The following is a 20,036-nucleotide window of genomic DNA, read 5'->3' as shown; positions in this document are numbered from 1 at the left end:
AATGTAACAAATGTGACCGTAATATTGTGCGGGTAGGGATAATGAATAATTTCGCTACTCTATTTTGGTACAACACACAATTCAGCTTCCAGCTCATTGCTAATCCATAGTAGAAAATATAACATATTGTATAAAATTCGCAATAATTATGACATGTTATCTAACATTGAATACTAGGTTAGAACAAGAAGCTACTGATGGGGGGCGGAGTAAATGAGTGTGGAAGCGTTAAATGAGCGTGTGCGGACAGACCTTGGGTACCTGGCCTACCGTGGGGCAAATTGGGTACGTGAGCATCGCCATCCGGAAGGGCACGTCTACGATGTTATTGTAGTGGGTGGTGGTCAGAGCGGCTTGGGCATCGCATTTGGACTGCTGCGAGAGCGTGTGGCGAATATTCTGGTCATTGATGACAATCCAGAGGGGCAGGAGGGACCGTGGGAGACCTATGCCCGCATGATGACGCTTCGTACACCGAAGCATATCACCTCGATCGACCTCGGGATTCCTTCTCTGACCTTCCGCGCATGGTGGGAGGCTCAGACGGGCACTCAGGGCTGGGAGGAGCTGGACAAAATTCCGCGTCAGCACTGGATGAGCTATCTGCGTTGGTATCGTCAGGTGCTCCAGCTACCTGTACGCAACGAGGTCAGGCTGACCTGGATTGAACCACTCGAACGTGGGCTTCATCGTCTACATGTAGACGGTGCTGGTGCTCCCGCCGAGACGCTGCTGGCTCGCAAGGTTATTCTGGCTAATGGCATACAAGGCGGAGGAGAGTGGCACATCCCGTCTATGATCAAGGAGCAGCTGTCTTCTGAGCTGTATGCCCACACCTCACAGCCTATAGATTTCAATACGTTGCGGGGAAAGAAAATTGCTGTCCTTGGTGGCGGGGCGTCTGCGTTCGACAATGCCAACTATGCGCTTGGTGAGGGTGTGGCTGAGGCTCATGTGTTCGTACGCCGCGGGGAGCTGCCACGGATCAATCCTATCCGCCAGATGGAGCTTTCCGGGATGATCGAGCGTTACGCTGTACTCGGGGATGCCGACAAGTATGCAGTAATGTCACACTTCTTCAGGCATAATCAGCCCCCGACGAATGATACCTTCGAACGTGCATCCTCCTGGCCGGGCTTCCACCTGCATCTTGGTGCGCCTTGGGAGGCTGTGGAACAGACCGACGCTGGGGTGCGCATTACCACGCCTAAGGGAGTGGATACATTTGATTATCTGATCATCAGCACAGGACTTCTGACGGACCCGGCACTGCGCCCAGAGCTGAGAAGTGTGGAGCCAGTTATTACACGCTGGGGTGACCGATACACGGCTCCAGAGGAGGTAGCGAACCAGCTATTGGATCTGCACCCATATCTGAGTCCGGGCTTTGCCTTCATCAGCCGAACCCCGGAAGGGGAAGACAGGCTACATGGTCTGTTTAGCTTCAACTATTCGGCGCTGATCAGCTGTGGCTTGTCGGCCTCGGCGTTGTCAGGCATGCGCTTTGCCATCCCCAAGCTGGTCGGCGCCGTGAGCGATCAGCTCTTCCTGGATGACCAGGGGGAGATTCTGGCTGATTTCTTCGCATATAGCGAACCGGAGTTCACCGGAGCCTGGCCAATAAGAGCATAGTCTAGCTAGCGACCAAATCGGTATTCCTTGGGGGAGTACCCCGTATGTGTGCGGAACAGCTTGATGAAGTAGCTGGTATTGTCATATCCCAGTGACTGAGCCACCTGCTGTGTCGTAATGTCCGATTGCTCGAAGGCTTCCTTGGCCTGCTCCATCTTGATGCGTGTCACATATTCAATGAAGGTCTCGCCCGTCTCGCTCTTATAGATTCTGCTAAAATGGCTCGGGTTCATGCCGAGATGCCTCGCAACGTCCTCCATGCTAATTTTCTCATGCAGCCGTGCCGAGACGTACTTCTGAGCTTCATGGATGACGGGACGCTTGGATTGCTGGGCAATGGACTCTGCCAGTGTAATCTTGTCGCGTACATACCCGTCAATGAATTCCTGCAGCTCCTCCAGTGTATTGAACTGGAGGAGCTTCTTGTGCAGCGTCTCAGCGGAATGACCGTGGAAATGCAGAAGAGAGCTGTACTTGACCTCGATATCCATCAACAGCTTGAGCAGGAAGGCTCGCACGGCATCGACCTGGAAGCGTCCATCCCGAATGTACTGTGTCCATTCGCGAACGATACTGCTGCAGCGATCGCGATCCTGTACAGCAATGACCTGTTTGATATCATCCAGCGCCTGCTGGTAGCTACTGAAGATATCCTCGCTCGAGGTTGCAAAATTTGTACGCTTGTAGATGCTTCCCTCTGCTGCATAGAAACGTTGATTGTCTGTAACCAGTAGCTCCTGCATCCCCTTACGTAACTCCGCCGGGGAAGAGAAGGGCTCGGACATGGCAGCTGACATCCGGATGTGCAGCCGCTGAAATGCACTCAACAGCGAGGTTAGATGCCCACGTACGACCTCGTACTGGTTCTGCTTAATAGTCTTCGGGAAAGGAAATAGCAGCAGTGTCTCCTGCTGGCTGAACTGGAAGCTCACGCCGATCCCTGCGCGGTCGATCAGCTCTTCGATGACATTATCGAAAGCATAGCCCATGAGAGTGCCATTCTGGAACCGTCTTTGTAGCAAGTGGGCGTTGTTAGGATATAGCAGCACAGGCATGTAAGGTGTCGTTTGGATATGAACGCCCAGCTCCTGCAGCTCACGCGTCCAACCTGCCTCGTTAATCACGGGATTATGCAGGGATTTGCGCATGAATTCGGCTTTGTACAAGGAATGAGTCTCGTGTACGATGCGTTGCATCTGCAGCTTCTTTTGCTGCTCGGTCAGTTCCCCCTGCAATTTGTCCACGATATTGCGCAGCTGTGTCGTAATCTCCTCAGGCTGCATGGATTCCTTGAGTATATAGGCGGTTACTCCGATGGATACGGCTTGCTGTGCGTACTGGAATTCATCGTGGCAGGAGAGAATGATCGTCTGCAGCTTAGGATTTCGTTCCTTCAGCTGACGAATGAGCGCCAATCCATCTACCTTGGGCATGCCGATATCCGTGACGAGAATGTCTGGCAGCGTCTGCTCGCAGCATTCCAGAGCTTCGCTGCCATTGTGGCAAAGGCCGATGATCTCGATACCAAGCTCCTTCCACGGAATCGAGTGCTGCAGGAATTCCAACACAGGGTAATGATCATCAGCCAGCAGTGCTTTCATCATACGTATCCCATCCTTTCCAGGGAATGTAGAGTTGGACACATGTCCCTTCCCCCGGTGAGCTATCAATTCTCATATCACTGTCCTTGCCATAGATAAGCTGCAGACGGTGGTACACATTGTTCATGCCGATCCCTGACATGCCCTGACGCTGCGCGGAGAGCGTGTTGGTATCCAGCCTGAGATTCCGGTTCAGCTCCTCCAGCTGCTCAGGAGGAATACCCTGACCGTCGTCTGAGACAGTGACGATGAGGAGGTCTTCTTGTATTTCCGATGTAATGCAGATTGTGCCGCTACCCTTCTCCAATCCATGGATGAGCGCATTCTCAATAATGGGCTGGAGTACAAAGCGTGGCATCATGACGTCCAGCGTCTCGGGAGCGAGCTCCGTCTCGTAGTGGAATGGTTCACGCAGCGTTACCTGCATGAGCACCATGTATTCCACACTGATGCTGATCTCTTCATCAAGTCGTACCATACGGTCCTGGCGTTGGATCGTCATGCGCAGTAGCCTGGACAGGGAGCTAAGCAGATCGGCGCTCTCCCGATCGCCTCTCAGCCATATTTTCATACGGATCGAATTGAGAATATTGAACAGAAAATGCGGGTGAATCTGGGCTTGCAGCATGGATAGCTCAGCCTTGCGCTTGTTCTCTTGCTCTGTCGTGATTTCCTCTACCATTCCTTCTACGCGGTCCAGCATTTTATCAAAGGATTTGGCCAGCATGCCTACCTCATTCTCCCCGCGAATGCCCGAGCGCACGGAGAGGCGGTCTGCTTCGATACTGGCAGCAACCCGACTCAGCGCGACAAGCGGCTTGGTGAACTGGCGCAGTAGGTAGATCAGAATCGTGACGAACAGGACCATGAACCCAACCTGCCACAGGAAATTAATCCAGTAAATCCGGTTCGCTTTGGACACCGCGTCATCATAAGGAATAAGACTGACGATCGACCAGTTCTCATAGGGCATTTTCTCCATGGCATACAGATAGGAGACGCCATCAATGGAGATCACGGGTGATTCCTTGGCACTGTGCTCATTCATAACATTCAGATGTGGGAAGGTCTCACCCACACCCTCCTGTCCGGCCAGAATTCGACCGTGGTCATCTACGAGTAGAATCGTCTGCTCCTTGTAGGCCTCGAAGAGCTCGGAGATTCGTTTCTCCGAAATGCTGACGACGAGGTACGCGTAGGGGCGTGTGCCCGATGTACGGAGCGTACGCACGAAGGTAATGACCTGGGGATTACGCTCCTGTTGATTCTCTACATAGTTGGGCTGAATACCCAGCCATTTGTTCTGATAGGCAGGCAACTGGTCCATCGTCTCGAACCACGGCTCCTCCATGAATTGGAGAGGAGTGAACTGGTTCATGAGCAGATAATTGGTATAGAAGCGTTGATCTGGCGTGAGCACGGTCACGAATACCCCATCCTTGTCATGCGTCAGCGAGTTGATCCGTTCGGTAACATTATAGGTGCCGCGATAGAAGGTATCCTTGTAATTGCCGCTCTTCAAAAAAGGGGTGATGCTACTGTCGAACTCCAGATGATTGGCAATGCTGAACAGACCCTGTATGGTGTTCTGAAGCTGCAGCTTGACGAGCTTGAGCGATTCGGAGGCATTCGTCACAGCCTGCTCCTTGATCAGATTGTTGGTGAACATACCGCTGATATAGACGACAAACCCAAAGGGAATGATCAGGCATATTAACGAGGTCAAAATAATCTGGTGTCTCAGCTTGGAGTTGCGAATATATCGAAGCATATTGTTCATCCTCTTCAGGTAGTTCGGCATCATTTCCTATTTTTATTATAAAGCGCTTCCAAAAGGCATGCACCCCAAATTTTTTGTAAGGGGCCATAGAAGGCTGATATTCCGCCTGTGAATTACGATGCAGAGCACTTCGAAAAGCAAGTCTCTAGACAATTCTAGCATTCATGGCACTGTACTTGAGAGGTCAGAATGGAATATTGGCTGAATGCAAGGAATTAGGACACCGCATAAGCGGGTCCTAATCCGTGGGATGAAGCTATGAAGATGTAGTGCGCTATTGATTCGCGCTAATCAGGTTCTTAATGTTGGTCTGCGCATTGGTGACGGCTGTGTCCAGATCCTGGGCACCCAGCAGCATTTTCTCCATTTCGTTCATCAGGGCTTTATCCAGCTCTTCTTGATAAGGTACGGAGATGTACATTTTAGCCAGTTGTGTGGCATCCAGTACGTGCAGCAGGGATTCCTTGTCGATCAGCTTCTCTGCATCAGGACCAGAGGTCATCTTGTCAATCAGAGCCTGGGAGTCCGATTTAGCCCAGCCGTTCAGGTATTTACCTTGCAGCTCCATACCTTCTGTAGTGAACCATTTTGCGAAGGTGTAGGCTTCTTCCTTGTGCTTGGATTTAGCATATACAGTTACAAAATCACCATCAGCCTTACTGGCAATCGGATCGCCAGCTTTAGCTGTCGGATAAGGAGCGAAGGCTGTCTTGAAGTTCTGCTTGATCGGTCCGTTACCAGCTGCTTCTGTAATCATCCAGGAACCGATCATCAGCATGCTAGCTTGACCGTTCATGAATACATTCCGATAGTGCAGCTTCTGGCTAATAGTATCCTCATAGGGTACAGCGGAGCCTTCCTTGGCAGCACGATCACGAATCGCGAGCCCTTGGCGGAACAGGTCGTTGTCTACATTCGGTGTACCGTCAGACTTGATTACGTTGTTGTTCTCCAGTTGACCCATCAGTGGCAGCATGGAGTAGTCTACCCATGTGTGGAAATAGGTACCGTATTGCTTGGAAGGGCCTTCACCCTTGGTCAGCTTCTGGGCATAGTCGAGATACTCATCCCAAGTCCATTCGGTCGGTACAGGCAGGCCTGCTGCATCCAATTGGTCTTTGTTCAGCATGACGAAGTATTGATTGACTTTACCAGGGAAGGCATAGTGCTTGCCATCAATGGCCGTGTCCACTTGATATTCATCGTTGAAGGTCAGGCCGTCCTTCTCCAGATACTCATCGAGCGGCTCCAATACGTCAATCGCAGCACGCTGTGCATAAGCAGTCGGGTTGTTCATAATCATAACGTCCAGCTCTTCGCCAGAGGCGATCGCAAGGTCAATCTTCTTCATCGTCTCATTGGCGTCATTCAGAACACCTACGACGGATTCTACTTTAATATTCGGATGTTGCTTCTCGAATTCAGCAATTAGCTTGTCGAAGCCCTCGATTTTGTCATCGTACCAGTGGAAAAATTTGATTGTGACTTGTTCATTGCCACCCTCACCAGACCCGGAGGAGCTTTGCTCATTCGAAGAGCCTCCGCAGGCAGTCAGTAATAGAGAGAGAAGCAGCACCGCGCAAAGGCTGATGGAGACAGAGCGCCGTTTTTTCATGGATATAACCTCCCTGTGTGTATGCTTTCTTTATAATGGATGAAACGCTTACATTGATCATCCTATCATTTGCACTGACATGCGACATGCAACTATCTTTTTAAAAAGCAAAATATTTTGACTTCATGTAACTTTATTCGTTGTTAAAGTTGTCATCCCTTAACGCCGCCAAGTGCGATGCCTTCAATAACCTGCTTCTGTCCGATGATGAACATAATGAGCAGTGGAATGATGGCGGATACGGCCCCGGCCATAATCAGAGAGTAATATTGCCCGTACGCATCGGCGAATTTATTAATACCGAGCTGCAGTGTGTACAGATGGTCGGAGCGCAGGAAGATCAGCGGATTCTGATAGTCGTTCCACGTCCAGATGAAACGCAGGATTGCATAGGTTGCAATGGATGGACGTACGAGCGGGAACGCAATCTGAGCGAAGATCCGAATATGGCCCGCACCGTCAATCTTGGCTGCCTCGATGAACTCCTGATTAATCCCCAGGAAGAACTGACGCAGCATGAACGTCCCCATAACACTGAAGCTACCCAGCATGATGAGTCCCAGATGGCTGTCGAACAGGCCGAGCCAGCGGTACAGGATGAACTGTGGTACGAGAATCGCCTGTGCCGGGATCATGTAGGTGGACAGGACGATCAGGAAGAGGAACTCCCGTCCACGGAACTGGATTTTGGAGAATCCATAAGCCGCCATACTGGACACGATCACCGAGATCGCCGTCGTGAGCAGCGTTACCTTAATGGTGTTCCAATAGTACAGAGCGAAGGGATAATTCCCGGCCCATACCTGTGAATAGTTCTGAATGGCGTTCCAGGTCGTCGGAATCCATTCGATTGGATATTTGAAGACATCCGCTTCGATCTTGAAGGATGTGGATAGCATCCAGATGAATGGCATCAGGAATATGATTCCGATAATCAGCATAATCACGGTCATGATCAGCTTGCCGGCCTGCCCTTTAATCGATTGTAGCATAGACATGTTCCCTCCCTTGGAGCCTCATTAGTAATTGACCCATTTCTTCTGTGCGACCCATTGAATACCCGTAATCGCCAGTACCATGAGCAGCAGGACAATCCCCATGGATGAAGCATAGCCGGTCTTCAGATTCACGAATGCTGTGTCGTAGAGATAGTACACCATTACGGAGGTGGAGCCAGCTGGTCCGCCCTCGGTGAGGACCTTGATCAGATCGAAGATCCGGAATGTAGAGATGACACCAGTTACCAGCAGGAAGAACGATGTTGGTGACAGCATAGGAACCGTAATGAATCTGAATTTGTGGAAAGCATTGGCTCCATCAATATCAGCGGACTCATACAGGTCCTTCGGAATGTTCTGCAATCCTGCCAGATAGAGGATCATGTAGAATCCGATACTAGTCCAGACGTTGATCATCATGACTGAGATCAGAGCGAAGTTCGGATCAGCAAGCCATTTCGGCGGGCTGCTCATTCCGAGGGACATCAGGAACTGGTTCACTGGTCCGTAGGAAGGGTGGAACAATACTTGATATACGATAGCTACAGCTACTACGCTGGAGATGTAAGGCATGAAGAAAATGACCTTGAACATCCCTTTCAGGAATACCTGCTTGTTCAGTACGACGGCCAGCACCAGCGAGACAATCATGGTGACCGGAATGACGATCAGGAGCAGCAGGTTATTAACTAAGGATTGAATGAACAACGGGTCCTTCGTTAATTTAATAAAGTTGTCCAGACCCACGAATTTGATCCTGTCCAATCCGGCGACGAAGTTCCAGTCCGTCAAGCTCAGAACGATTGTAGCCAGAATCGGAATGAGTGTGAATACGAATAAGCCAGCCAGCATCGGACCGACAAATAGATATCCCATGAGTGTTTCTTTGCCGTTTTGACCAGCTGAACGGACCTTTGTTTTGCGCCATCCGGTCTGTTGTGTTTCTGCCGCGGCCGTGTTGCGATTCCCTTTCATAGTCATCCCTCTCTCTATAGAATTTAGCAAATGAGTTCATTACGCATCTGCGCTGCAGCGTCTGTGCCTGGTCCCAATGTGTTGTGCCAGGGACAGCTCAGCGCTTGCTCTATACTCCACATTGTAGGCAGGGAGGGGTGTCCATACATGAAATATATTTTTCAGTTTTGGAATTTTTGTGCGCGACTGTGCGCCGCAGGAATAGAAGGATGCTTGATATAGACCCATTTGGGCCAAGAAATCAAGGTCTAATCAAGCTCAGAAGATGGTGTACACCGGTAGCTTTTATGGCAATGAACGCAATAGCTTCTATAGATAAGTCAAAAAGCTTTGTGAAAAGAAAAATATGTTCCATCTGCAGCAAGAACAAGCCGAGTATAATGGGGGCATAACCTCAAGATTAAGGAGGAAGAATGCATGTTCACGTCTGCCGAGATACGTCAGGCCCTGCAGGATGGACCTCCCGCTTCGTTCCCTGTCATGAAGAACAGAGAGCGCTGGGAGATGATAGGCAGAGCGGATGTATTGCAAGCATTAACGAACGAAGTCAGGGAAATGGCTCACCAGGATGCCCACAGCGTGCCACCTCGCCTGACCTACTCCCTGTATCGGCTATTCGCTGAGACGGGTGACCGGACGAACTATCAGGAGGCTTACTTCGAACGGAGACGCCGTCTGGCGAGTCTGGCATTGAGCAGCTTGTTGGAGAATAGTGAAGAGCTGATCGCACCGCTGGAGGATATGCTATGGGACATTTGTGAGGAATTCACCTGGAGCCTTCCCGCGCATGTATCCTCCACCCAGGATATTAGCAGTGTCAGCACGACGGTCGATCTGATGGCCGCAGAGACAGCGCAGGCTCTGGCCGAGATTGCGGTCTGGTTGGAGGATCAGCTAAGTCCTGAGCTGGTTCGAAGAATTCGTTATGAGGTGGACCGGAGGGTGCTGCGTCCAGCCTTCGAGGGTCCTGTCCCGTTTCACTGGGAGCAGGCGACGCATAACTGGGCGGCAGTCTGCGCAGGAGCTGCGGGCATTGCCGCATTGCTGCTCGTGCAGGATCGAGCCAGACTAGAGCGGATATTGAGCAGAGTGTGTGGATCAATGGCCTGCTTTGTAAGCGGATACGGTCATGATGGCGGATGTGCTGAAGGGCTGGGGTATTGGGTATACGGGTTCGGTTACTATGTGTATTTCGGCGATCTGCTATATGAATATACGGATGGCAGGCTGGATCTATTAAGCCAACCAAAGATTGCTGAGATTGCCTTGTTCCCTGAGCGTATTCACTTTGCTGATGGTATATCCGCGAACTTCTCGGATAGTGGCGAGATCGAGCTTCTTCCTTCAGGGTTGCTGTCCAGACTATCCGTACGTATACAGCATCGTTATTCGCTCCCGCTCACGGTTCCGGCTTTTGGCGAGGATCCTTGCTACAGATGGTGTCACGTCTCACGTAACCTGCTGTGGACGAAGGAAGAGGCTCTGGGACGGGCACAGGCTACAGAGAGCCATTACTTGCCGGAGCTGGCCTGGCTTATTACGAGAGGTATCTTGGAGAACTCGCAAGGCGAGAGACTGACTGCAGGTATGGCCGTCAAAGGGGGACACAACGACGAGCCACACAATCATAACGATCTGGGCCATGTGACCGTGCATGCTGGAGGAGAGAACATCCTGTGCGACCTTGGAGCGGGCGTGTACACGAAGGCGTACTTCTCAGACCAGCGTGATGAGATTGTGAATATATCGTCACGTTATCATTCTGTGCCCATCATTAACGGACAGGTCCAGCACTCGGGCACGCAGGCAGCCAGCATCGTCCTGAATGTGCAGCATGAGCCCTGTAGCAGCTCTATCGCATTAGATCTGACGGCAGCATACGAGGTGGATGGGCTGCAATCGTATATCCGCTCTCTGGATTGGAAATGTGCAGAGCCTGACACGAGGCGTGGAGATCGTGCGGATTCGGGAGATGTGCTTACGGGTGCGAACGGAAATGATGCTGCCCTGACCAAGCAGGGAAAATACACCTCACATGCAGCGTCGGGGCCGCAACATCCCCCTGCAATGGCCTCACTGACGATTCGGGATGTATTCACCTATACAGGTTCTGCGGCACCGCTGGAGGTAGAAGAGCGATTCATTAGCTGTCATCGGCCTGAAGTGACTGCTAGCAGCATATGCTGGACAGGAAGCAAGGCAGAGGTTGAACTCACTTATGATGGAGAGCAATCCAAGGTGGAGGTTACCCCGGTAGCGCATCTGGATCATGACGGGCGGCTCTTTACCTTCTACGTTACTGCCATAACAAGGAGTGGAGTAAGCGGGCCTGCTGACCCGGCAAGATCAGGGCAGCCGATGGTTGAGACTTGGGAGATGAATATGACGATTCGGGCGATTTGAGCGATTTGCAGCGGATGATTGAGCCTGGACCTGGCAATTGGTGCATGACGATTAGTGCATGACGATCAGCTTGGACCCAGACTCGCCAGCGTGAATCCTATGTATTACCAATGAATATTTCAACAATGCAAATATTGAAGACGAGATAGAAAAGGTAAATAGATAAAGCAAATAGATAAGTATACAACTTTTTGCCCAAGCAGATAAGTATCACCACCCTTTGCATGGTGCCATGCAAAGCAACAAAAAGCTCACGAAGGAGCGGTTATGACGATGAAGCATGTGACAGAAGTTACCCGAGAGGATTACCCATGGTCAGTCCAGGCGCAGGAATACCTCACAGCACTATCCTCGACTGAGGAGTCTGTATCCAGTGGCTGGGATCGTCAGCGGAAGCTGGCATTACTTGAAGGCTTGGTCAACGCCTATAAGCGGCACCAGGATCAGCACGGGGCTGTTATTGACCCCTATTCGGATCAGGAGCGATACTACTCTACGCCTTGTTATGCACTTGCCGCGGCAGTGCTAGTAAATGAGGGGAGAACAGAGCTGCTGGAATCCGCAGCCTCGGCACTGGAGAGCAGCATCCAGAGCGTGGTGACTCGCACCGCTCCCGACGAGCACCCCGATTTCTTTCCAGTCATGATTATGGGGGCTTACCGACTGCTCAAGACACGGCTGCCTGAGCGTGCAGCTCATTGGCATGAGCAACTGCAACAGATTCAGCCAGAGGAGTACTATCGGTTCACCATGAGCCATATGAAGAATCCGAATCGGATGATTAACTGGAACGCCATTATGATCTCCGGCGAATATGTTCGCTATCTGGAAGGAATGGCATCTGAGGCAGGCTGGATGGATACCTATCTGCGTAATTATCACTTGCCACGCTTCACGGCACTCGGACTGTACCAGGATGGTCCGCTTAATCTTCCGAACAGCCCCTTCTCCTATGATGCTGCGACGAGATACCATCTTGGTACGATGCTGAGAGCCGGCTATCATGGGGAGTGTCTCGGGGAGCTGGAGAAGCATCTGGCCCGCGGAGCCTTCAGCTCACTGCTCATGCTGTCACCACAAGGCATGATCCCACCGCGGGGAAGAAGCGGACAGCATCAATGGAATGAAGCAGCGGCGGCCTTCACCTTCACGACATCGGCTCAAGCTGCCTACGAAGCGGGAGATGTGGCCTTGGCTGGAGCCTTCCGCAGAGCTGCCGCATTATGCTGGGATGCGATTGGACGCTGGGTTACACCTGAGGGGAATTTGCGCATCGTCCGCAACTATTACGAACCAGAGGCACGGCATGGCTTCGAGGTGTACAGCAATCACACCTGCTACAACCTATGGACGACCGCGGCCTTGGCTTACACGATCCTGCATGACGGCGTGGATGTGCCGGAGCGGCCTATACCTGCAGAGCTTGGCAGCCGCGTGCTCGTCGGGGATGGCTGGTTCCAGACGATCCTGGCTGCGGTGCCTGGACAACAGATGGTCATCCAGACCTCGCTCAATGATCCCTATCATATTCCAGGTATCGTCCGTATCCAGCATCAGCAGCTTCCTGAGCTGATCGGTCCGGCTGCACCGGGACATAAGGATAGCGGCTTCACTGAATACGGAGAGGGGGAAATTCTTCCCATCAGCTACGCTCCAGCTTGGCGAACCTTGGATGGACAGTGGCACAGTCTGGCAGAGGGTCTGGAAGGCTCCAGCCCGTTTGATCGGGACGTGGGCATTGATCCCGCGGACGGTGGGGGCGCCGTTCAAGTGAAGCATGAAGCAGCTGGTGAGCAGTTCAGTGAGCTGGAGCTCTCCTGGAGCGGTCCATTCAAGGGCGTATCCGAGGTACTGACTCGCTACAGACAGGAGCCAGGACGCATTACCGTGACCTATGAAGTGAGTGGAGAAGTTGAAGCTATCGGCGCTATCATACCGCTAATGCACTTCGACGGACAGGAGCATAGCCATATTCGCCTTGAAGGCCAGACAATTACCAATGAGTTCAGAGGTGCGGCGGTGACGGTGACAAGTGACACCCCACATGCGGTAATTGAACTCCAGGAGGAGAACGTTGCCTGTCGAAACGGATTGCTCAAATGGGCGCGCATCGAAGCGAGTGGACGCGAGATTAGCTTTCAGATCGTGCTGGCTGAGAACGCTACGAGTTGATAGCGTGTGGGATGGTTAGAGTTAACGGCAAGTAGGATGACTTATGAGAGCTGACTATATTAGCAAATTAAGGAGTGATTAGAGTTGACTTCGACTTGGATTGATGCTGCCTGGCAGCATACAGTAGATAGTACGCTGCGAACGGCTCAAAGAATCAGTGATTCCTTCCCGCATGTTGTCTTGGATGGGGCCTATGACCAGCGCGAGGCAGCTTGGTGGACAGCGGGCTTCTGGCCCGGACTGCTATGGCTCGTCTATCGCTCAGAGCAACGTAATGAGCTGCTACCTATACTGGCAAGCTGTGAGCGACAATTGGAGGAGTGCCTGCATGATACAGAAGCTGTGGACCATGATCTTGGATTCATTTGGCTACTGAGCGGAGTAGCCAGCTACGGACTGACTGGAGAGCAGGACTCAAGACGGCGCTCGCTGCTAGCGGCGAATCTTCTCTCGGCTCGTTTTCATCTGAGCGGCCGCTTCATTCGTGCCTGGAACTTCGAATCTACGTTCATGGATACCCGTTATGTTGCGATTATCGACAGCATGATGAATCTACCGTTGCTGCACTGGGCATCCGCGGAGAGCGGAGACTCCAGATTCGCAGAGATTGCCGTAGCTCATGCCGATACGGTCGCAAGCGAGTTCGTCCGCAGTGACGGCTCCATCTCCCACGTCATGGAGTTCCTGCCAGGGCAGACACCAATTCAGCATGGTGGTCAGGGCTACGCCCCGGGATCAGCATGGGCGAGAGGGACCTCTTGGGCTGTGTACGGCTTCGCGCTCTCTTATGGCTGGACCCGGAATCCGCGTGATCTTCAGGTGGCCGAAGGAGCAGCAGACTTCTTCCTGGCCGAGCTGGGCGATGATATCGTGCCGTATTGGGACTTCCGTGCTCCCGAGGAGCATCGAATCGCTTGGGATTCATCAGCGTCTGCTATTGTAGCAAGTGGATTGCTGGAGCTGGCGCGTTATTCGACCAAGGGCAAGCAATATAAGGAAGCGGCTGAAAGAATCCTTAAGGGACTCTACGAGCAGTATACTTCACCAGCAGATGAGGAAGGGATCATCACGAAGGGGACGGTTCATTACCCAGAGCAGAAGTACCTGAACGTGCCGATCATCTACGGAGATTATTTCTTTGCAGAGGCACTCGCGAAGCTGCGTGGTGAAGAAGGGTTTTTCAGTCTAAGCAGCAAGTAAGGGCAAGCGAATAGAGGCTGCCAACTATATATCAACGCTACAACAATGGATACGCTAATTAAGCAGTATCCGTTGTTTTTGTCTAGGCATCTTTGGATAGTCATCCTACTTGGCTTTTGACTAGGAAGTAAAGGTCTTGGCATCCCAATAGGAAAAAGAGCATGCTTTTACCTGCTCTCACAGCTCGTATGTCACAGCCAAAATAGGAAATGAACGATACATGCTGCGAAGAGATCAGGAGAAAACAGCTCTTCTGTACGGAAATTGCAGTAAACTATGCTTGTTGAACCAGTTTAGGCGCTAGGCCACTTTTTATCACCAGTCAGATACTTCTCGGTCAGCACGGACAGCAGCTGAATGCCGACTTCATTTTGCCCACCCTCGGGAATAATCAGGTCTGCATATTTCTTCGAAGGCTCGATGAAGGCCTCGTGCATAGGCTTGACGGTAGTCAGATATTGCTGATGAATGGATTGAATCGTCCGCCCGCGTTCCTCAATATCACGGAGTACACGACGCAGAATCCGCACATCAGGATCAGTATCGACGAATACCTTGATATCGAGAAGTGTACGGAGCTTCTCATCTGATAACACATGAAGCCCTTCCAGAATGACAATGTTGTTAGGCTTCAGCTTGATCGTCTCCGTAGAGCGTGCATGGCGAGTAAAATCATAGATAGGTGCGTGAGCCGGCTCACCCTGCTTAAGCTGTGTCAGGTGCTCCATGAGCAAGTCGTTGTCAAAAGCGAAGGGATGGTCGTAGTTCGTCCGTTCGCGCTCCGCGAAGCTGAGGTGAGGCTGGTCTTTATAATAATTATCCTGAGAGATGAAGGTAACCTTCCCTGATCCCAGGCGGTCAATAACTGAACGAGCAACGCTGGTCTTCCCAGAGCCGGTGCCGCCGGCGATACCAATAATGAGCATGGTGATTCAATTAACCCCCCTGAAGTTATAGGCTGTACAATTCATGTATTGTAGCACAAGCTGCACTTTTTTTCACGCACTGAAGCAAGTTATTTCAGGATTAACCCATCTGGCGCACCCTACACATCAAGACAGCTGATTGTAAGAATCACTTGTGCACGATATCACGGTATATAGTGCCGTAAACGGGAGTTTGGAGGTTAGACTTACTTGCCTTTCAATATTTCATTGATTTCCTCTTTCGTATGACTGTAGTGTCTCTTGTTGGGATAGAAGTCCACTTCATCTAAAGGGGGATTTTTTTGGATAATGGGAGCTAGCTGTCCATCTTTCAGGCTCCAGAATTTCAACTTTTGTAGTCCTTTCATTTGCGAGATAAAGGATAGAGAGTCTACCTCGGATACAAACAGATCCTCTATCGAATGATTGTCCTCAGACAAAGAGATATCCCTTATATTTTTACACTTTTCTATATGGAGCAAGCTTAGCTTGGGAATTTTAAAAGCAGGGGTCACATCAGAAACCTTTGAGCTATAGCTTAATTTAAATACTTGCAAGTTCACTAAGCCTTCCAAGCCGTCTAAATTCTCCACAGATGCTCCTGTTAGAAAGAGCTTCTCCAACCTCTTGAATTCACGGAGTGCTGAGCAATCTTGATCAGAAAAAGAGTGTAGCATTAGAACCTTCAAGCTGCTCAGTGTGGAGAAATGTTGGCTTTTCTTATGATAATGAACGTATAGCTCCTCAAGATTGTTGAATCTGGAATAATCAAAAACAATGTTCTTATTCTCACAGGTTAACTTCTTCAGGTTCTTACGTATAGAGAGCTTCAATATCATATTTTGCAATTTTGAAAGTATCTGAGATGGAGATTGACTCAATAAAGTCCTTTTCCCTTAAAGGTGTTAAGTCCAAAGTGTAGGCTGTATCTGAATTACTATAATCCAATTTTATAAAACGAAGCGACGAATATCCTTTTTTCTCCGCATGTTGTATACCTGCTTCAACATATTCAGGATGTACCTCTAGCATATTGATATTTTCGTTGTAGCTATATTTTTTCATAATGATAGACCTCCAATCTTTGAGAGATTTGAAATTTCTGTAGACATCCATGTATACACAAGACCTATACGCCAAGAAACCGTCCCCGTGTAAATGGCCAGTCGTACTTCCATTTTACCAAGAGACGGTATGTACTTAATTTTAGTATAAAAAATCAGGCTTAAGAGTGATCTTTAAGGCTCGTTTGCACGAAGTGGACATTCATCATGTTGCTGCCTGAATCAGTCCGCATATCATCCTATTCATAACGAAGCGCGTCGATCGGCTTGAGCTTGGAAGCCTTAAGTGCCGGATATACGCCGAAGACTACTCCGACCAGCACACAGCTGGTAAAGGCATAGATAATTGGCTCATACGAGAATTCAATCGGCATACCCGCGAACTTCTGCAGCATCTTGGCTGCGCCAATCCCGGTACCAATCCCAATCAAGCCGCCAATCAGACTGATGAAGACCGACTCGGTCAGGAATTGGGTCAGAATATTGCTGCGCCTTGCTCCAATCGCCTTGCGGATACCGATCTCCCGCGTACGCTCGGTTACGGATACCAGCATGATGTTCATAATGCCGACCCCGCCGATGACGAGTGCAATACCAGCCACACCAAGCAGCAGCAGATTCATCGTATCGTTGACACCAGAGGACATTTGCATGATCTCTGATTGCGTCATGAACTGGAAGTCATCTTGCTCCTCAGGCTTCAGCTTATGACTGCTACGCAGCAGCTGCCTAATCTCCTCCTTGGCCTGATCGATCTTGTCGAAGGCGATAGCGGAGGCATTCATTTCCTGAATATTCATATGGCCGAACATGTTCATCCCTGTCGTAAGGGGAATGTAGACCTGATTGTTCGTATAGCTGCGTGCGCTATTGGCTGGATTCATTACACCGACCACCTTGAACGGAATATCCTTGAGCTGGATCGTCTGTCCTACAGCGGTAGAGGCTGCTTGTCCGAAGAGCGACTGTGCTGCATCGGAGCCCAGGATGATAACGTTCATGCGATTGTCCACCTCGTGATGGGTGAAGGTGCGTCCGTACTTCAGTGAGAGCTTTTTGACACGGTAAAAGGACTCGGTAGTAGCCTCAACCTGAGCATCTACGACTTGTCGCTTCCAGGAGGCTTTGGCTGAATTCATGGCACTAGGCGCTACATCAGCAACAGAGGGAAGCTTCTCCATGCCCTTTGCATCTTCAAGGGTGAAGTTTTTGGGCTGGGCCATCGTCATCCAGTTGTTCTCGTCGAAGGGTGCGTACGGATAGATCATGAGCAGATTACTGCCTAGTCCGTTGATCTCCTTCGTGATGCTGGCGGATGTTCCACGGCCAATGGCCATGATGGCAATCACCGCACCGATCCCGATGATGATCCCCAGCATCGTCAGGATCGTACGGAGCAGATTACTGCGCAGACTGCTCAGTGCTACACGAATCGTCTCGAGGAAACTCACTCCACCACTTCCTTTCGCGCGAATCTCCGGTTCTCTACCGGATGATCCTGTTCAATCTGCCCGTCGCGAAAGTGAACCAGCCGCTTGGCGTACTCCGACACCTCAATATCATGCGTGACCAATATAATCGTCTTCCCGTGATCGTTGAGATCCTGGAAAATCTCCATAATCTCGCGGCTTGTCCGCGAATCCAGCGCTCCGGTCGGTTCATCAGCGAGCAGAATTACGGGATTGGCGACAAGCGCTCTGGCAATGGAGACACGCTGCTGCTGTCCGCCAGATAGCTCATTGGGCTTATTGTACATTCGCTCGGCCAGTCCGACACTCGCGAGCGCCTCAATGGCTCGTTCACGCCGCTCTCGGGCGGACACGCCCGCGTAGAGCAGAGGCAGCTCCACATTTGCAAGAGCTGTCGAGCGGGGAAGCAGGTGGAACTTTTGGAAGACGAAGCCGATCTTCTCATTGCGGATATGTGCCAGCTCATATTCACGCGCGTCCAGAATGGAGTATCCATCCAGATAGAATTCACCGGATGTAGGCGAATCCAGACAGCCCATCACATTCATCATCGTGGATTTCCCGGAGCCGGACGGTCCCATGACCGCTACGAATTCCCCTTCTTGAATGGACATACTTACGTCCCTGAGCGCGTGGATTTCCTGATCACCCACGTGATAGATTTTCTTCAGATTTCGAATCTCCATTACTGCACTCATGGGAAGACCGCTCCTGCCGAGCCATCCATCATGCCAGCGCCGCCTGGTGCAGGGATGACGACCGTATCTCCCTCATTTACGCCCGACTTTAATTCTACACGGTCCGTCGTGTAGAGTCCCAGCTCTACCGGCTTGAATTCATAGGCAGACGTATTGGATGGATCAGCGGCGACATAGACCCCGTCTGCTCCTCCGTCGGATTGGATGGCTGTTACGGGTACGAACAGGACATTCTCGACCTTGCTGAGCTCAACAGCAATATTCATAATCATCCCCGTCTTCAGCTTGTTGTCCGAATTCGTGATGGATAACTCAGCGGCATAAGCATTCACGCCCTCATCTGCAGAGACTTCTGGTGAGATGAAGGTGACGGTTCCCTCGAATTCCTCGCCAGGATAAGCCGTCGTCGTCAAAATGGCCTTTTGTCCCGTTTTCACCTTCACGATGTCACTCTGGTTGATCTTGGTCGCTACCTTCAGGTCACTGGAGTTGGAGTTGTTCATCACGATGAATGGAGCTGTCGGGCTCGTGCCCACATCACCATTGACCTTCAGGATGACACCGTCCCAAGGTGCCGTAATCTGCAGCTTGTTCAGCTCGCTGCGCTTCTGCTCCAGATCTGTCTCAGCGCGGCTGATGTCGATTTGCAGATTCTCAAGCGTATCCTTCTCTGGTGGATCTTTCAGTTTCTTCAGCTCCAGCAGGGCTGTGCGATAGGACATCTCTGCATCCTCAATGCTGCTCTCGATCTGATCGCGAGTCTTGCGCATCTGCAGCTCAGTTGTGTCATAGCTGGCCTGGGCTTTCTCCCAGGCCTGCTCGGCCTCTGTCATCTCCTTGGCGGAGATCGCTCCTGAATCGCTCAGGAACTTTTGATCCTCGTAGGTCTTGCGTGCCATCTCCAGGTCGCTCTTGGCTGTCTTGAGCTGATTCTCGGCCTCCTGCAGCTCATAGCTGCTCTTCGCGGTCTCCAGTGCCTTCGCAGCCTTCTGCACGTTCATTTCCTGCAGCTCCACCTCGGTCTCCTTCGGGCCCTTCGTGGCATCCGCAAGCTTGGAGCGGGCCATGCGGAGGGCATCCTCGGCGTTCTGAATCTGCAGCTTGGCTTCTGTATCATTTAGCCGACCTAGCAGCTGTCCTTGCTTCACCTGATCTCCGATCTTGACATTGACCTCAGCCAGCTTGTCTGTACTGGTGCTGTTGAAGTTCAAGTTCACTTCCTTGGAGGCTTTGACCGTTCCCGTCACAGACAGGGTCTCGGTGATGTCACCGCGTTCAACAATAATGGATTCATTGGGAATGGCCATCATAGCTGGCTCATCAGACTTGCCCATGGAGCTATATACGGCGGCTCCACCGCCACCAAGTGCTAGTACCACGATGGCACTGATGATCCATTTCTTCCGGCGTTTCTTCCGTAGCTGCTGTAATGCGTTGTTCATTTGATTCTCTGACATGTCTGGTTCCTCTCCTAAAAGTTTTGTGAGCTTTACTTCCTGAATA

15 protein-coding genes are annotated in these 20,036 nt (G+C 51.1%); 4 read left to right on the top strand and 11 right to left on the bottom strand.

All coding sequences use genetic code 11. The features are described 5' to 3' along the window. Positions 1–213 precede the first annotated feature (213 nt). On the top strand, positions 214–1,632 hold the full coding sequence (locus K331_RS0127650; RefSeq protein WP_028592836.1) for a flavin-containing monooxygenase: 1,419 nt from the start codon (positions 214–216) through the stop codon (positions 1,630–1,632). A 5-nt stretch (positions 1,633–1,637) separates the two neighbouring features. On the opposite strand, the gene K331_RS0127645 is transcribed toward K331_RS0127650, so the two are convergent. The 5 genes from K331_RS0127645 to K331_RS0127625 all read right to left on the bottom strand — a co-directional run bounded on the left by K331_RS0127645 (position 1,638) and on the right by K331_RS0127625 (position 8,601). Further along, positions 1,638–3,236 carry a helix-turn-helix domain-containing protein gene (locus K331_RS0127645; RefSeq protein ID WP_028592835.1) on the bottom strand — a complete coding sequence of 533 codons (1,599 nt, stop codon included), beginning with the start codon at positions 3,234–3,236 and terminating at the stop codon, positions 1,638–1,640. Then, on the bottom strand, positions 3,214–5,004 hold the full coding sequence (locus tag K331_RS0127640) for a sensor histidine kinase (RefSeq protein WP_028592834.1): 1,791 nt from the start codon (positions 5,002–5,004) through the stop codon (positions 3,214–3,216). Before K331_RS0127640 ends, K331_RS0127645 begins: the two co-directional genes overlap by 23 nt. Positions 5,005–5,287: 283 nt before the next feature. Further along, positions 5,288–6,628, bottom strand: coding sequence for an ABC transporter substrate-binding protein (locus tag K331_RS0127635; RefSeq protein WP_036636059.1), 1,341 nt, complete (start codon positions 6,626–6,628; stop codon positions 5,288–5,290). A gap of 152 nt (positions 6,629–6,780) precedes the next feature. Next, complete coding sequence (locus K331_RS0127630) at positions 6,781–7,620, bottom strand: carbohydrate ABC transporter permease (RefSeq protein WP_028592832.1); 840 nt, start codon at positions 7,618–7,620, stop codon at positions 6,781–6,783. A gap of 27 nt (positions 7,621–7,647) precedes the next feature. Beyond that, on the bottom strand, positions 7,648–8,601 hold the full coding sequence (locus tag K331_RS0127625) for a carbohydrate ABC transporter permease (RefSeq protein ID WP_028592831.1): 954 nt from the start codon (positions 8,599–8,601) through the stop codon (positions 7,648–7,650). A gap of 417 nt (positions 8,602–9,018) precedes the next feature. Here K331_RS0127625 and K331_RS30755 point away from each other — a divergent pair, with 417 nt between their 5' ends. The 3 genes from K331_RS30755 to K331_RS0127610 all read left to right on the top strand — a co-directional run bounded on the left by K331_RS30755 (position 9,019) and on the right by K331_RS0127610 (position 14,376). Next, positions 9,019–11,004, top strand: coding sequence for a heparinase II/III family protein (locus K331_RS30755; RefSeq protein WP_051290080.1), 1,986 nt, complete (start codon positions 9,019–9,021; stop codon positions 11,002–11,004). 273 nt (positions 11,005–11,277) lie between these two features. Next, complete coding sequence (locus K331_RS0127615) at positions 11,278–13,176, top strand: glycosyl hydrolase (protein WP_156897732.1); 1,899 nt, start codon at positions 11,278–11,280, stop codon at positions 13,174–13,176. 84 nt (positions 13,177–13,260) lie between these two features. After that, complete coding sequence (locus K331_RS0127610; RefSeq protein ID WP_028592829.1) at positions 13,261–14,376, top strand: glycoside hydrolase family 88 protein; 1,116 nt, start codon at positions 13,261–13,263, stop codon at positions 14,374–14,376. A 293-nt stretch (positions 14,377–14,669) separates the two neighbouring features. Here K331_RS0127610 and udk read toward each other — a convergent pair whose 3' ends face one another. From udk to K331_RS0127580, 6 genes are all read right to left on the bottom strand, one after another. Further along, complete coding sequence (gene udk, locus K331_RS0127605) at positions 14,670–15,302, bottom strand: uridine kinase (RefSeq protein WP_028592828.1); 633 nt, start codon at positions 15,300–15,302, stop codon at positions 14,670–14,672. 206 nt (positions 15,303–15,508) lie between these two features. Then, positions 15,509–15,895, bottom strand: coding sequence for a hypothetical protein (locus K331_RS0127600; protein ID WP_156897731.1), 387 nt, complete (start codon positions 15,893–15,895; stop codon positions 15,509–15,511). 220 nt (positions 15,896–16,115) lie between these two features. Beyond that, on the bottom strand, positions 16,116–16,367 hold the full coding sequence (locus K331_RS0127595; protein WP_028592826.1) for a hypothetical protein: 252 nt from the start codon (positions 16,365–16,367) through the stop codon (positions 16,116–16,118). A 238-nt stretch (positions 16,368–16,605) separates the two neighbouring features. Further along, positions 16,606–17,817 (bottom strand): ABC transporter permease, encoded by a 1,212-nt coding sequence (locus K331_RS0127590; protein ID WP_028592825.1) that lies wholly within the window; start codon positions 17,815–17,817, stop codon positions 16,606–16,608. Then, positions 17,814–18,533 (bottom strand): ABC transporter ATP-binding protein, encoded by a 720-nt coding sequence (locus K331_RS0127585; RefSeq protein ID WP_028592824.1) that lies wholly within the window; start codon positions 18,531–18,533, stop codon positions 17,814–17,816. Before K331_RS0127585 ends, K331_RS0127590 begins: the two co-directional genes overlap by 4 nt. Beyond that, entirely contained in the window at positions 18,530–19,990 is a 1,461-nt protein-coding gene (locus K331_RS0127580; protein WP_028592823.1) for an efflux RND transporter periplasmic adaptor subunit, read from the bottom strand. The genes K331_RS0127585 and K331_RS0127580 overlap by 4 nt, the downstream gene beginning before the upstream one ends. Positions 19,991–20,036 lie beyond the last annotated feature (46 nt).

The organism is Paenibacillus massiliensis subsp. panacisoli DSM 21345 (assembly GCF_000426545.1).
GTDB lineage: Bacteria > Bacillota > Bacilli > Paenibacillales > Paenibacillaceae > Paenibacillus > Paenibacillus panacisoli.
Note: the sequence above shows the minus strand (reverse complement) of the source record. Positions and strands in the feature narration are given on the sequence as shown.